Annotated in this window: 14 protein-coding genes; 6 read left to right on the plus strand and 8 right to left on the minus strand. The window is 65.2% G+C overall.

All coding sequences use genetic code 11. The features are described 5' to 3' along the window. The first annotated feature begins 326 nt into the window (after positions 1 to 326). A complete protein-coding gene (locus U4Y88_RS28435; protein WP_321787868.1) occupies positions 327 to 1178 on the plus strand; it encodes a crotonase/enoyl-CoA hydratase family protein in 852 nt (283 codons plus the stop codon). Further along, on the plus strand, positions 1175 to 2053 hold the full coding sequence (locus tag U4Y88_RS28440) for a crotonase/enoyl-CoA hydratase family protein (RefSeq protein WP_321787870.1): 879 nt from the start codon (positions 1175 to 1177) through the stop codon (positions 2051 to 2053). The genes U4Y88_RS28435 and U4Y88_RS28440 overlap by 4 nt, the downstream gene beginning before the upstream one ends. 49 nt (positions 2054 to 2102) lie before the next feature. Here U4Y88_RS28440 and U4Y88_RS28445 read toward each other — a convergent pair whose 3' ends face one another. After that, a complete protein-coding gene (locus U4Y88_RS28445; RefSeq protein ID WP_321787872.1) occupies positions 2103 to 2285 on the minus strand; it encodes a hypothetical protein in 183 nt (60 codons plus the stop codon). Positions 2286 to 2457: 172 nt separating this feature from the next. Between U4Y88_RS28445 and U4Y88_RS28450 the strand changes: the two genes are divergently transcribed. Next, on the plus strand, positions 2458 to 3717 hold the full coding sequence (locus tag U4Y88_RS28450) for a mechanosensitive ion channel family protein (RefSeq protein ID WP_321787874.1): 1260 nt from the start codon (positions 2458 to 2460) through the stop codon (positions 3715 to 3717). Positions 3718 to 3745: 28 nt separating this feature from the next. Here the strand turns inward: U4Y88_RS28450 and U4Y88_RS28455 are convergent, their stop codons facing one another. From U4Y88_RS28455 to U4Y88_RS28485, 7 genes are all read right to left on the minus strand, one after another. Further along, positions 3746 to 5017 (minus strand): patatin-like phospholipase family protein, encoded by a 1272-nt coding sequence (locus U4Y88_RS28455; RefSeq protein ID WP_321787876.1) that lies wholly within the window; start codon positions 5015 to 5017, stop codon positions 3746 to 3748. Positions 5018 to 5035: 18 nt separating this feature from the next. Beyond that, entirely contained in the window at positions 5036 to 5818 is a 783-nt protein-coding gene (locus U4Y88_RS28460; protein WP_224012747.1) for a 3-hydroxybutyrate dehydrogenase, read from the minus strand. A 46-nt stretch (positions 5819 to 5864) separates the two neighbouring features. Continuing rightward, positions 5865 to 6686 (minus strand): acetoacetate decarboxylase, encoded by an 822-nt coding sequence (locus tag U4Y88_RS28465; protein ID WP_321787878.1) that lies wholly within the window; start codon positions 6684 to 6686, stop codon positions 5865 to 5867. Positions 6687 to 7105: 419 nt separating this feature from the next. Next, positions 7106 to 7654: an acyloxyacyl hydrolase gene (locus tag U4Y88_RS28470; RefSeq protein WP_310634408.1), complete on the minus strand. Its 549-nt coding sequence runs from the start codon at positions 7652 to 7654 to the stop codon at positions 7106 to 7108. 383 nt (positions 7655 to 8037) lie between these two features. Then, entirely contained in the window at positions 8038 to 8373 is a 336-nt protein-coding gene (locus tag U4Y88_RS28475; RefSeq protein WP_224012744.1) for an NIPSNAP family protein, read from the minus strand. 23 nt (positions 8374 to 8396) lie between these two features. After that, positions 8397 to 10163 (minus strand): FAD-dependent oxidoreductase, encoded by a 1767-nt coding sequence (locus tag U4Y88_RS28480; RefSeq protein ID WP_321787880.1) that lies wholly within the window; start codon positions 10161 to 10163, stop codon positions 8397 to 8399. A gap of 34 nt (positions 10164 to 10197) precedes the next feature. Then, complete coding sequence (locus tag U4Y88_RS28485) at positions 10198 to 11013, minus strand: SDR family NAD(P)-dependent oxidoreductase (RefSeq protein WP_415774514.1); 816 nt, start codon at positions 11011 to 11013, stop codon at positions 10198 to 10200. Positions 11014 to 11186: 173 nt separating this feature from the next. Here U4Y88_RS28485 and U4Y88_RS28490 point away from each other — a divergent pair, with 173 nt between their 5' ends. The 3 genes from U4Y88_RS28490 to U4Y88_RS28500 all read left to right on the plus strand — a co-directional run bounded on the left by U4Y88_RS28490 (position 11187) and on the right by U4Y88_RS28500 (position 13144). Then, positions 11187 to 12083: a helix-turn-helix domain-containing protein gene (locus U4Y88_RS28490; RefSeq protein WP_321787884.1), complete on the plus strand. Its 897-nt coding sequence runs from the start codon at positions 11187 to 11189 to the stop codon at positions 12081 to 12083. 1 nt (position 12084) lies between these two features. Continuing rightward, positions 12085 to 12477, plus strand: a complete 393-nt coding sequence (locus U4Y88_RS28495) for an SgcJ/EcaC family oxidoreductase (protein ID WP_321787886.1) — start codon at positions 12085 to 12087, stop codon at positions 12475 to 12477. A 184-nt stretch (positions 12478 to 12661) separates the two neighbouring features. After that, positions 12662 to 13144 carry an SET domain-containing protein gene (locus U4Y88_RS28500; RefSeq protein WP_224012740.1) on the plus strand — a complete coding sequence of 161 codons (483 nt, stop codon included), beginning with the start codon at positions 12662 to 12664 and terminating at the stop codon, positions 13142 to 13144. The last annotated feature ends 56 nt before the right edge of the window (positions 13145 to 13200 follow it).

A 13200-nucleotide genomic window follows, 5' to 3' on the forward strand; every position in this document is an offset into this window, starting at 1 on the left:
TGCAAAGTCAACCGGGAAAAACAGCAGGCGCAGAAAAGCGCGTTCCTGCACATCATGGATGGTCGGCGACATCTCACTCATACGCGTCGCGCTGAATCCTCGATGCAGGGATTCGTTGTCTCCACGCCGCGATTCAACGCGCATTGCGAACCGGCGCACTTCGGTGCGTGCCGCGAGGCCTCCCATGAACGAACGCGAGTATCTGGACGATCTGCATCGAAAGTGGGCGCGCGCAACGTCCCGCGCGGCATTTGCACGCCCGCACGTTCAGCGGCGTTTCGTCGATACATGGTGACGCGCGAACATTCACTCAAGGAGCAATGGCAATGAATCCAGGCAGCAAAGAGAGCGCCGAGGGCGAAGGCCTCGTCCAGATCGCGATCGCCGACGGCGTCGCCGACGTGCGGCTCAATCGCGCGGAAAAGATGAACGCGCTGAGCCCCGGCATGTTCGCGGCGCTGATCGCGGCGGGCGAGCGGCTCGCGAACGAAGCCGATCTGCGCGCCGTCGTGCTCTCGGGCAACGGCAAGGCGTTCTGCGCGGGCCTCGACATGCAGAGCATGGCCGCGCTCGCGCAGACCACGCGCACGACGCCCATCGCCGTGCGCACGCGCGGCCTGAGCAACGACTTCCAGTACATCTGCACGCTGTGGCGCGAGCTGCCGGTGCCGGTGATCGCGGCGGTGCACGGCGTGGCGTTCGGCGGCGGCCTGCAACTCGCGCTGGGCGCGGACATGCGCTACGTGACGCCCGACGCGCGGCTCTCCGTGATGGAAATGAAGTGGGGCCTCGTGCCCGACATGGGCGGCATGGTCCTCACGCGCGACCTCGTGCGCGACGACCGTCTGCGCGAACTGATCTACACCGCGCGCATCGTCGCGGGGCCGGAGGCGGTCGAGATCGGTCTTGCCACGCGCGTGACCGACGATCCGCTCGCGCTCGCGCTGCAAACAGCGCGTGAGATCGCGCAGAGAAGTCCCGATGCGATCCGCGCCGCGAAGCGTCTGCTGCATGTCGCTTCGCGCGGCGACGCGGCCGCCACGCTGATCGCCGAATCGGTCGAGCAGGATGCGCTGATCGGCGGCGCGAATCAGCGTGAAGCCGTGCTCGCGAACGTCGAACAACGCGCGCCGCGCTTCGTCGCGGCCACGCCGCATCGTGTGGGAGAACCGTCATGAGCACTGTGCAATCGCTGCAATTCGAAACGCTGCGCTACGAAGTTGAGCACGGCATCGCCACCATCACGCTGCATCGGCCCGAGAAGCTCAACGCGTTCACGGCGACGATGATGCAGGAACTGATCGCCGCCTTCGACGCCACCGACGCCGACGACGCGGTGCGCTGCGTGATCGTCACCGGTTCGGGGCGCGCGTTCTGCGCGGGCGCGGACCTCTCGTCGGGCGGCGAAACCTTCGACTATGCGAAGCGCCTCGGCACGAGCGTGGACACCGTGCATCGCGACGGCGGCGGGCGCGTCGCGCTGCGCATCTTCCGCAGCCTCAAGCCGGTGATCGGCGCGATCAACGGCGCGGCGGTCGGCATCGGCGTGACCATGCAGTTGCCGATGGATATCCGCCTCGCATCCGCCGACGCGAAATTCGGCTTTGTGTTCGGGCGGCGCGGCATCACGCCCGAAGCGGCTTCGTCGTGGTTCCTGTCGCGCGTGGTGGGGATCTCGTCGGCGCTCGAATGGTGCTTCACGGGGCGCGTGTTCAGCGCGCAGGAAGCGCTGGAGCGCGGGCTCGTGCGTTCCGTACACGCCGCCGACGACCTGCTGCCCGCAGCCTACGCGCTCGCACGCGAAATCGCCGACAACGTTGCGCCGGTCTCCGCCGCCATCGCCCGGCAGATGATCTGGCGGATGGCGGGCGCGCAGCATCCGATGGAAGCGCATCGGCTCGACAGCCGCGCGATTCAATCGCGCGGGCGCTCGGCGGATGCGGCCGAAGGCGTGAGCGCGTTCCTCGAAAAGCGCCCTGCCGCGTTTCCCAATCGCGTCTCCACCGACATGCCGGACTTCTTCGACTGGCAGAGCGAGCCGCCGTTTATCTGAGCGTCGCGCGCGCTTGGTGCACAGCCGCGCTGCGCCGTCACGCTCCCCTTCACGCGCGCCACCACCACATCAGCGAACCCACCAGGACGCCCGCCGCCATGAAGTTGGCGACGGTCCTCAGCGACTGCCGCGCGCCGTACGGCTTGCGCGTAAGCCACTGCACGCCGATAAACAACAGCGCGGAGGTCAATCCCCAGCCCAGCACACCATGAAGAAGGATGAATCGCAGCACGCGTGCCTCGTCGAGCGTTTCGTTGGGCGCTATTTTCGTACAGACCCTGAAAACGCGCGCGGAACCCTGACTCGCGCGCGCGGTCCCTTTCAAGTACCCTACGGCCTGCCCGCAGGGCACGCGCCGCGCGCGGCGCTCGTTTCAACGCTTGAAAAGGAACCTGCATTACCCCATGACCGTGCATGAAATCTGGTTTGCGCCGCTGGTTGGCGCGCTCGTCTTGCTGGCCGCCGCGTTCGCTGTGGCCGCCATCGTTCACTTCCTGCTGTTTCGCGTGGTCGCGCGTCTCGCGCGGCGCTCCACCACCCGCATCGACGACGCCCTGTTCGAATTCGGCGCCTTCAAATGGCTCAGCCGCGTCGCGCCCTTCGTCGTCATCAAGCTGGGGATCGGCATGGTGCCGGGTCTGCCCGACAACGCGCTGCAACTCGCCGACAAGATCGTCTTCGCGCTCATCGTCTTCCTCGTCACGATGACGATCAGCGCCACGCTGTCCGCGCTCGAATTCAGCCATCGCACGGCGCGCCAGGATCAGCCGCGCCTCTCGCTCAAGGGCGCGATGCAGCTCGTCAAGCTCGTGATGTTCATCACCGCGGCGCTGGTCGTGATCGGCGACGCCACCGGCAAGCAGATCGGCCTGCTGCTCTCGGGCATCGGCGCGATGTCGGCGGTTCTCATGCTGATTTTCAAGGACACGCTGCTCGGGCTCGTCGCGGGCGTGCAGCTGTCGTCGAACGACATGCTGCGCATCGGCGACTGGATCACGCTGCCGAGCGCGGGCGCGGACGGCACCGTCATCGACATCACGCTGAACACGGTGAAGGTCGCGAACTTCGACAACACCATCATCACGATTCCCACCTGGAAGCTCATTACCGAGAGCTACCAGAACTGGCGCGGCATGACGGAGTCGGGCGGGCGGCGCATCAAGCGCGCGCTCGCGCTCGACGCGACCAGCGTGCGCTTTCTCGGCGCCGATGAAATCGCGCGGCTCGAACGTCTCACGCTGCTCACGGATTATCTGCACGACAAGCGCCACGCGCTGACGCAGTTCAACGGCGCGCTCGGCAGCGCGGGCGACTGCTCGGCGAACCGGCGTCAGCTCACCAATCTCGGCACGTTTCGCGCCTACGTGCAGCAGTATCTCGAACGCCACCCGCAGATTCACCACGAGATGACCTGCATGGTGCGGCAACTGGCGAGCGGCGCCGACGGCATTCCGCTCGAACTCTATTGCTTCACCAACACCACGACGTGGAGCGATTACGAAGCGATTCAGGCCGACCTGTTCGATCACCTGATCGCCGTGCTGCCCGAGTTCGGCTTGCGGGTTTATCAGCAGCCGTCGGGCTTCGACATGCAGCAGGGTTTGCGCGTCGCGCGCGCGGCATCCGTGGAATCCGTGGCATCCGCGGAATCGATCGCCGCGTAATTCGCGTGGCGATCGAAGGACCTGGCGATCAGGCCGGCACGCGCGGCGTTTCGGTCTGACCGGTCGCGCCGGTCGTCAGTTCGTCGCGATCCGACTCCGGCACCTCGCCCGCGCGGCGATGAATATCGTGCGTGACAAAACCCTGTTCGCGGCTAGGCACCGCGAACCAGTCTGGATGCGCAAACGACGCGCGGATATCCTCGAGTCCGCTCGCCCAGTGCTCCTCCATCGTATCGACGCTGAACTCGTAATCCTTGTAGTGGCCTTCATACGGTTTGTTCTTGTAGATCAGATGCACCACGTTGATCGACGAACCGTCGGCCACGCGTTCGGCGAGACGGAACAGCGGATCGCTGCGGCGCGTTTCGGGCGGCACGTGTTCGAGCAGTTCCTTGATGAAACGCGCGTGCTTCTGGCGGTCGGCGAGCATGTTCGTGATCGCGCGCGTGCGGCTCGAATACTGAATGTCCTTCGCGCGTTCGGCCACGTCGAGAAAGTCGGCGGGCACGCTGCCGTTCGCGCTCCATAGATCGACCTGAAACACCAGCGTGTCCTTGTGATCGGCCTCGCGCAGCACTTCGGTCAGCGGCGTGTTCGAGACGAGGCCGCCGTCCCAGTAGAATTCGCCGTCGATCTCCACGGCCGGAAAACCCGGCGGCAGCGCGCCCGACGCCATGAAATGCTCGGGTTCGAGCCGCATCTTCGCGTTGTCGAAATAGACGAGATTGCCGCTGCGCACGTTCACCGCGCCGACCGAGACGCGGATCGGCCCGTCGTTGATGCGGTCGAAATCGGCGAAACGTTGCAGCGTGGCCTTGAGCGCGGCCGTGTCGTAATAGCTCACGGCCGTGGGCGGCGCCTTGTGCCAGCCCGCCACCGGCAGCGGCAGGCGCGGCGCGAAGAAGCCCGGCTGGCCTTCGGTGAGCGCGCGGCTCGCGGCCCACATGCTGGCCCAGCGGCGCGACAGCGCCTGATGGCCGAACATCGGCAGCGCGAGCGCGCCGAGATTGCCGAACCAGTCGAGCGGATGGCAGATCGACGCCCAGAATCCGCGCAACGCTTCGACGCGTTTCGCCGGTTCGTTGCCCGCGATGATCGCCGTGTTGAGCGCGCCGATCGACACGCCCGCGATCCGGTGCGGCTCCACGCCCGCCTGGGCGAGCCCTTCGAAGACCCCGGCCTGATACGAGCCGAGCGCGCCGCCGCCCTGTAAAACAAGGGCGATTTCGTCGTAGCGCGGCAGCTCGATCGGCTTGCGCTCCTTGCGTGCGATGGCGTCGTTTTTCGTGCTGCTGCGCATACGTTCTCCTCGCGTGAATTAGTGCATCGACCAGCCGTGCGTGACGAGCACCGACTGCCCCGTCAACGCCGCCGACTCGAAACCGGCGAGGAACGCCACCGTGTTCGCCACGTCGTCGAGCGTGGTGAATTCGCCGTCGACGGTGTCCTTGAGCATGACGTTCTTGACCACTTCATCTTCGGAGATGCCCAGCGCCTTCGCCTGCTCGGGAATCTGCTTGTCGACGAGCGGCGTGCGCACGAAGCCGGGGCACACCACGTTCGCACGCACGCCGCGCGGGCCGCCTTCCTTCGCCACCACGCGCGCGAGGCCGAGCAGGCCGTGCTTCGCGGTCACGTAGGCCGACTTGAGCTTCGACGCCTCGTGCGAATGCACCGAACCCATATAGACGATCGAGCCGCCCTTGCCGCTGCCGTACATGTGCTTGAGCACGGCCTTGGTGGTCAGGAACGCGCCGTCCAGATGGATCGCGAGCATCTTCTTCCAGTCGGCGAACGGGAAGTCCTCGACCGGGCTGATGATCTGGATGCCCGCGTTCGACACCAGCACGTCGATGCCGCCGAACACCTTCACGGCTTCCTCGATGCCCGCGTTCACGGCTTCTTCGTTGGTCACGTCCATCGCCACGGCGAGCGCCTTGCCGCCGGCCGACACGATGCTGTCGGCGACCTTGCCCGCCGCCGCGAGGTTCAGGTCGGCGATCACAACCGCCGCGCCCTGGCTCGCGAAGGTGCGCGCGCAATGTTCGCCGATGCCGCTCGCGGCCCCCGTGATGACTGCAACCTTGTTCTTCAACGACATAAGTAATCCTTAATTGTTTAGACAAATGTAAGAGATGCGTCGCGCATCAGGCCACTTCGGCTTCGCGTTCGTCGAGGCCGGTCTGGCGCGTGGGTGTGGCGGAATCGGCGTGACTGGCCGGCTCTGCGAGATAGTCGTACGCCACTTCGCCGATATCGAGCGTGAGGTCGGCAATCACGTGACGCGCGCCCACCACGCGGCGCACCGGCAGATCGGCGACCGGCGCGAGTGCGTGCGGATGCAGTTCGATGGCGGCCGGGCCGCTCCACGCGCCATGCACCGTCACGTCGCGCAGATAGAAGCGCACGAGTTCGCAGATACGCGCGCTGCCGTCAACGTGCGGAATCACCTTGAGCAGATAGTTGGGCGTGTCGGCGAGCTTGCGGCGCTCGTCTTCGTTGTTGAGCACGTGATGCTTGTAGCCCATCGTGCCGGTCGCGATGCGCTGCGTGCCGTAGTCGAGCGTGCCGAGCAGCGTGTCGTTGCCGTCCACGCCGAGCACCGGGCGCGCGAGTTTCTTCGGGAAGCCCCAGATTTCGCGGCCGCCCGCGATCGGACCTTCGTCGTCGAGATACATCGAATGCGTGTAGTTGCCGAGACGCCCTTGCGGGTCGCGCACCGAGACGACCTGGCCGCTTTCGGTGTAATCGCCGAAACCCGAGGAATCGGGCATGCGGATGAATTCGTAATGGACGAGATTGTTTTCCGGCTTGAGCGGCTCCGGCACGATCGCACGCAGCGCGTCGGGGTCGGTCTCGTAGGAAATGATGAAGTACTCGCGGTTCACGAAGCGGAACGGCGGACGCGGGTACGCGGGATTGTGCACGGGCATCGCGAAGGCTTCGCGGCGGATTTTGGCTAGATCCATTCTGTCCTCATGGCTGGGCTGCGGTAAAACGTCGCGACTCATGATAGAGGCAAACGGTGACGCGTTCGCATTTTTGGAGAATAAACACCGTTGCGATTCCGTTAATTAACAAGCCATCTGAAAGCATTAATTAACAGTTCGATTTTTTATGAGACGCAGTGGCGATTCCGAAGGCCTTTCTTCATCGGCTTTTCACGGCATGGCTGTAGGCGGCAAACCACACAATCTGCTTACAGAACGAATTACGCAATAGATTGATGCCAAACGTTGCAATGAAGCGGCGCGTCCAGTGCTCGCATTGAATCGGTGCATGAAACCGGCGCGCAAACTGAACGGAAAAATGAAACAGGCGCATCGCGCAACGGTTCGAACGACCGTGCGGCGAAGCGCCTGTGAGATAGCGGACCGGGCTGAGCCGGTCAGAAGTTGTACTGCACGTAGATCTGGCTGAAGTTGATGCCGGGATTCGGATGCTTGAGCCCGGCGTTCGACAGATGCTGGAAGCGCAAGCCCGCCTGATAGTTCTGGTGCTCGCCGAAGATCGCGCCCACGCCCACCATATCCGCGAACTGAAACGACGACGAGAAGCTACGGTCCGGCGTTTCGTCGACGTGCGAAAGCAGCCGCACGCCCACGCCCGCTTCGATAAACGGGCGGATAAAGCCGGAATTCTTCACGAAACGGAAGACCGGCGTAAAGCCGAACTCCCAGATGTTCGCGTGCGAGGCCGGGCTTTCCCGCATGTCCCAGTACGCCACGTGGCCTTCGCCCACCACGGTAAAGTGATAGCCGCCGATCTCCCACCAATGCCAGCCCGGATCCCACACGATGCCGAGATCCGCTTTCTTCACGTCATGATCCGCAACGCCGCCCGCGAACTGAATGCCCCATTGATCGGCGTGCGCCGCCGTCGAGCCCGCGAGCAGTCCTGCGAAGAGAACCGCCGCCGGCAGCTTTCGTTTTCGCATTTCTTCTCTCTTTCGTTATTCGATTGCCCATCCACGCAATCCTTGAATCGGGAAAGCGCCGAATCGAATGCCCGCGGATTATAAGAGCGGAATCAGCTTTGTTAACGTTGCATGAATGCAATGAATTATTACCAAAACTCGCTCAATTCTTTCAAACGTAAATCGCAATGCGTTATTGCGCGACGCGAAATAAATTGGATAAAAAAAGACCTCCGCTTTGCGCAAGCGGAGGTCAAGTCGGTTTGGAGACCAGCATCGTTCATCGCCTGAACGACGCGGGCAAATCTTAATGCGCTAAACGCTTGCGATAAACGCGGTAGTGCGCATCAAACCTTTTCGAATGCAGCACCAATGCGAATGCGATGCCGATCACGTCGCGTGGATCAGCGCATTGCGTTCGCGAGGCTTTTGAATTCCACGCGCCGGATGATGCGGCTTTCCTGCGCGACGATCAAATGCGCGGATGCCTGCAAATACGCGGGCCAATGCGGATCGGCATCGCGCGCGGTGCGGCGCGCATCGTAATCGGCAATGCTCTCGTAAGCCCACAGATGCACGACCTGATTCAGCGCGCCAATGTCGCTCATATAAAAACCCGCTGGCGCGCCTAGATACTTCAACTGGATCGGCATGGCGAGGCGGTCGAATACGTCGATGAATTCCGCCATGCCGCGCGGACGGATCGTGTAGATGCGGTGATCGATAAACGGCTTGCTCATGAGGGTTCCTGCCTGATGGTGATTCATGCGGCTGCGGTCTCGACGGCGTGGTCGAGTCCCGCGAGATGGCGGCCCGTGAGGTAGCCGAAGGTCATGATCGGGCCGAGCGTGATGCCCGCGCCGGGATAGTTGCCGCCCATGATGCTCGCGCGGTCGTTGCCCACGGCGTAGAGGCCCGCGATGGCACGGCCGTCGTCGGCGAGCACGGCGCCTTCCACGCTCGTGCGCAGGCCGTCGAAGGTGCCGAGGTCGCCCATCACGATCTTCAGCGCGTAGTACGGGCCGTCGCCGATGGGCGCGACACACGGATTCGGGCGCTGCGCGGGATCGCCCAGATAGCGGTTGAACGAAGTCGAGCCGCGCCCGAACGCGGGATCTTCGCCGCGCGCGGCGTGCTCGTTGTAGCGGCGCACGGTCGCTTCGAGTCCTTGCGCGTCGATGCCCGCGCGCCGCGCGAGTTCGGCGAGCGTGCGCCCCTTCGCGAGATAGCCGTTGCGCAGCATCGGCCCGAGCGGCACCGGTGCGGGCTTTGCGTAGCCGAGGCCGTACTTGCGGATCGTCGCGTGATCGCAGATCAGCCACATCGCGGTGTCCGCGTCGTCGCGGCATGCCTCGATCATGGCGGCGCCGACGTCGTGATACGAATTCGACTCGTTGGTAAAGCGCTCGCCGCGACGCGTCACACCGATGATGCCCGGCTTGTAGCGGTCCAGCAGATGCGGGAACACGGCGAAGCGGCCTTTGCCGCGCGGCACGCGCGAGACCGGCATCCAGGCCGCGGGCTGCGGATAGCGCGCGGTCACCCGTGCGCCCACGCGCTCGGCCAGCCGCGCGCCGTCGCCCGTGTTGTCGTCCGGGACCGGCGAGGCATGCGTGCCGCCGCGTTGCAAATGCGCGTAGGTCTGCGCGGTGCGCACGGCGTCGTGCGAGAAGCCGCCGCCCGCGAGCACCACGGCGCGGCGTGCCGCGATCCGCTCGCGCACGCCTGCGCGCTCGACCACCGCGCCCGTCACGCGGCCCGCATCGACGATCAAATCGCGCGCCGCCGTGCCCGTGAGAATCGGAATGTGCAGATCGAGCGCCGACTTCGCGAGGCGCGCGGCCAGCGCATTGCCGCTCGTCACCTGCACGCCGCGTCCGTGAATCGCGAGCTCCTTCACATGCGAAGCCAGACGCTTCGCCACGTACCACGCCGATGCCAGCGAACGCGTGGCGTTGAAGAAATGCTTGAGGTCGGCATTGGACGAATTGAACATCATGCCGATGAAGGTGATGCTCTGGAGCGGCGGTCGCAGACGCGCGAGATCGGCGCCGAGCCGGCTCGCGTCGAACGGCGCGGCGACCACCGAACGGCCGACATCGACACCGCCCGGCACATGCGGATGATAGTCGGGATAGAGCGTCGGCACGAATTGCACGGCGGTTTCGCGCTCGAAAAAATCGAGCATGCGCGGACCGTGTTCGAGGAAGGCGTCGATCGCTTCTTCGTCGTAGAACGCGCCGAGTTCGCCACGCAGATAGGTACGCGCGGCATCGCGTGTATCGGGCTTTTCATGCGTGCCCTGCTGCACGCCCTGTTGCATGCCGTGACGGTTGCCCGGAATCCACAGCACGCCGCCGGAATAGGCCGTTGTGCCGCCGAAGACGGCGGCCTTTTCCACGACCACGACGTCGAGTCCCGCCTTGCGCGCGGTGATGGCCGTCGAGAGTCCGCCTGCGCCCGCGCCGATCACGAGCACATCGCAGGTCGCGGGAATCGGCGGTGGGTTTGAATGGTGTCGCTGCTTCATGTTTGTCTCCTTCATGTCGATCGGCATAGGCGCGTTAGCGTGTCGCCGCGCCTTCGTAGCCAGGACGCGGCACGAGATCCATCAGCATCGCGTCGAGGCCGCCGTCCACCACGAGTTCCGCGCCGTTCACGTAAGCGGCGCGCGCGCTCGCGAGAAACGCCACCACGTCGGCGATGTCCTGCGGCTCGCCGATACGCCGGCTCGCGATCATCGCGCTGCGCCGCGCCTCGATATCGCTCTGCGTGTAAAAGGACGCGGAAAGCGGCGTGCGGATCATGCCGGGACACACGGTATTGCTGCGCACGCCGCGCGGGCCCCACTCGGCCGCGAGCTGGCGCGCGAGCATCGCGACGGCGGCCTTGCTCGCGCTGTACGCGCCGCTATGCGTTTGCGGATAACGCGCCGCGATCGACGCGACATGCACGAGCGCGCCCGAGCCGCGCGCGAGCATCGGCTTGCCGAACGCCTGCGAACACAGCAGGTAGCCGGTGAGATTCACGCGCAGCATCGCGTTCCAGTCTTCGAGCGACAGCGATTCGATGCCGCCCGGACGCAGCAGTCCCGCGTTGTTGACCAGCACGTGCGCCGCGCCGAATTCGCGCGCCACGCGCGCGGCGGCGTCCGCGACACTCGCCGCGTCGCCGATATCGCAGCCGATGGCGATGGCCTGTTTTTGCGTCTGTTCCTGCAATTGCGCCGCCAGAATCTGCGCCTTGTCGAAGTCGCGATCGAGCAGGACGACACGCGCGCCCGAGGCCGCAAAAGTCTGCGCAATCGCCGCACCGATGCCGCCCGCCGCGCCCGTTATCACGCAGACCTGATCGTCGAGTTGCAGCCAATCCGTCCGCATGTTTTTCTGCCCTTCATCATTCATCTGGAATCCTTATCGAATTGACGAGTACGCTTGCCGAGGCTTTCGTCTTGCGGCCTGGATGTGTGAAAAAGTATAGAGGCGAGGTTCATGAGCGAAGTGGACAAACGTGTCGATGAGCAGGACAATTTGTACGCAGGAGGCAAGACTGCATGCGGAGAATCCCTAACTACGACCTGTACGGCGAGTCGGCGCGACCGCCGGGCTATGGTGCGTTCAATTTCGAATGGATTCCCGAGCGCAGCCGCCCGAACGACTGGCAGATCGCGGCGCATCGGCACGACGCGCTGCTGCAATTGCTGTACATACGCGGCGGCGGCGGCCACGTCATCATCGACGGCGTCAGGCACGCGTTCGAACCGCCCTGCCTCGTCGTGCTGCCCGCGCAAACGGTGCATGCGTTCGCGTTCACGCCGCAGATCGACGGTCTCGTGATCACAGCGGCGCAGCGTCCGCTCGAAGCGCTCGTGGACGTCACCGCGCCCGGCATCGCCGCGATCTTCGCGCGCGCCGCCGTGATTCCGGTGCGCGGGACCGATCCGAGCGTCGGCATGCTCGCGCCGCTGTTCGCCTTGCTCGAACAGGAATACCGCAGCGGCAGGCGGAGCCACGCCGCCGCGGGCATGGCGCTGATGGCGGCGCTATTCGTCCATGTCGCGCGTTTAAGCGACCTCGCGGCGGCACCCGCCGCCGCAGCGGGCGACCGGCGCGCGGAGCTGCTGCGGCGCTTTCGCGAGTTCGTGGCGGCGCATGGGCGCGAGCATCGGCCCGTGGCGTTCTACGCGCAGCGTCTGGGCGTCGCGCCCGCGCAGCTCGCGCGTATCTGCCGCGAGGCGCTCGCGCAGTCGCCCACTGAGGTGGTCAACGAGCACCTGATTCGCGAGGCGCAGCGCGACCTCGTCTATTCGGCGCTGAGCGTCAAGCAGATCGCGCACGCGATGGGCTTCGAGGACAGCGCCTACTTCAGCCGCTATTTCCGCAAGCAGACGGGCCTCACGCCGGTCGCGTTCCGCGCCGCCGCGCACCGTCAATGGACCCAGGAGAGTTGAGATGAACGACGACACGCCGATTCGCGATCTGATCGCGCGCTGGCACGCCGCAACGGCCGCTGGCGACATCGACACGCTGCTCGGGCTGATCGCCGGGGACGTCGTGTTCCTCGTGGCCGGGCAGCCGCCCATGCGCGGGCGTCAGGCCTTCGCCGATGCGCTCGCGGCCCTGCTCGTCACGCATCGCATCGAGTCGTCGGGCGAGGTGCGGGAACTCGCGGTATCGGGCGACCTCGCGTACTGCTGGAGCGAACTCGATGTGCGCGTGATCCCGCGCGCCGGCGGCGACGCCACGCGCCGCACAGGCAACGTGCTGTCGATCTATCGGCGCGAGGCGGGCGGCTGGGTGCTCGCGCGCGACGCCAACCTGCTCACGCTGAAGACGGGCGCATAGGCCGCATTCAACGCATCGGATGCGTCCGCTGCATCGACCGTTTTACGCCCGCGCGCTGCACCAGAAGGGTGACCTCGCGCCCTCGCGGGCCGCCATTTTCTCGCGCCACGCGCATCATTGATTCGCCGTCATTTTCTCGACTTATACTCGACACGCCCATCCCCTCATCCTCACGGCGGCGACTATGAAACGTATGACCGTCCGGCAATCGCCGGTGCATGGCAAAGGCGTCTTCGCGCTGCGTCCGCTGCGGGCCGGCGAGCGCATCTTCGAATACAAGGGCAAGGTGACGACGTGGCGCGAGGCCACGCGCTGGAACGCGCGCCGCGACGATACGGGCCACACGTTTCTGTTCGGGCTCTCCGATGGACGCGTGATCGACGGCGGCCGCGGCGGCAACGGCGCACGCTGGCTCAATCACGCGTGCGCCGCGAATTGCGAGGCGATCGAGGACGATGGACGCGTCTTTATCGAAGCCGTCCGCGACATCGCGCCCGGCGAGGAGCTGTTCATCGACTATGCGCTGGTGATCGAGCAATGCGAGGCCGACGAGGCGCAGCGCCAGTACGCTTGCCGATGCGGGACCTCGCTATGCCGGGGGACGATGCTGGGTGTGCTCGCGAACGCGGCGATGACGACCGCGATGCCCGTCGCGGCAGCGGTATGAAGCAGCGAAATTAATCAGGAATCCGATTGAATCACGGGCGATGGAATTGCGCTTGA

Source organism: Paraburkholderia sp. J94 (assembly GCF_905220285.1).
In the GTDB taxonomy this organism is placed as follows: Bacteria; Pseudomonadota; Gammaproteobacteria; order Burkholderiales; family Burkholderiaceae; genus Paraburkholderia; species Paraburkholderia tropica_A.

Coding starts and splice junctions, on each gene's coding strand:
- U4Y88_RS28440 (WP_321787870.1), top strand. CDS start 1,175: ATGAGCACTGTGCAATCGCTGCAATTCGAAACGCTGCGCTACGAAGTT.
- U4Y88_RS28475 (WP_224012744.1), bottom strand. CDS start 8,373: ATGAGCAAGCCGTTTATCGATCACCGCATCTACACGATCCGTCCGCGC.
- U4Y88_RS28500 (WP_224012740.1), top strand. CDS start 12,662: ATGAAACGTATGACCGTCCGGCAATCGCCGGTGCATGGCAAAGGCGTC.
- U4Y88_RS28485 (WP_415774514.1), bottom strand. CDS start 11,013: ATGCGGACGGATTGGCTGCAACTCGACGATCAGGTCTGCGTGATAACG.
- U4Y88_RS28470 (WP_310634408.1), bottom strand. CDS start 7,654: ATGCGAAAACGAAAGCTGCCGGCGGCGGTTCTCTTCGCAGGACTGCTC.
- U4Y88_RS28480 (WP_321787880.1), bottom strand. CDS start 10,163: ATGAAGCAGCGACACCATTCAAACCCACCGCCGATTCCCGCGACCTGC.
- U4Y88_RS28490 (WP_321787884.1), top strand. CDS start 11,187: ATGCGGAGAATCCCTAACTACGACCTGTACGGCGAGTCGGCGCGACCG.
- U4Y88_RS28435 (WP_321787868.1), top strand. CDS start 327: ATGAATCCAGGCAGCAAAGAGAGCGCCGAGGGCGAAGGCCTCGTCCAG.
- U4Y88_RS28450 (WP_321787874.1), top strand. CDS start 2,458: ATGACCGTGCATGAAATCTGGTTTGCGCCGCTGGTTGGCGCGCTCGTC.
- U4Y88_RS28495 (WP_321787886.1), top strand. CDS start 12,085: ATGAACGACGACACGCCGATTCGCGATCTGATCGCGCGCTGGCACGCC.
- U4Y88_RS28465 (WP_321787878.1), bottom strand. CDS start 6,686: ATGGATCTAGCCAAAATCCGCCGCGAAGCCTTCGCGATGCCCGTGCAC.
- U4Y88_RS28455 (WP_321787876.1), bottom strand. CDS start 5,017: ATGCGCAGCAGCACGAAAAACGACGCCATCGCACGCAAGGAGCGCAAG.
- U4Y88_RS28460 (WP_224012747.1), bottom strand. CDS start 5,818: ATGTCGTTGAAGAACAAGGTTGCAGTCATCACGGGGGCCGCGAGCGGC.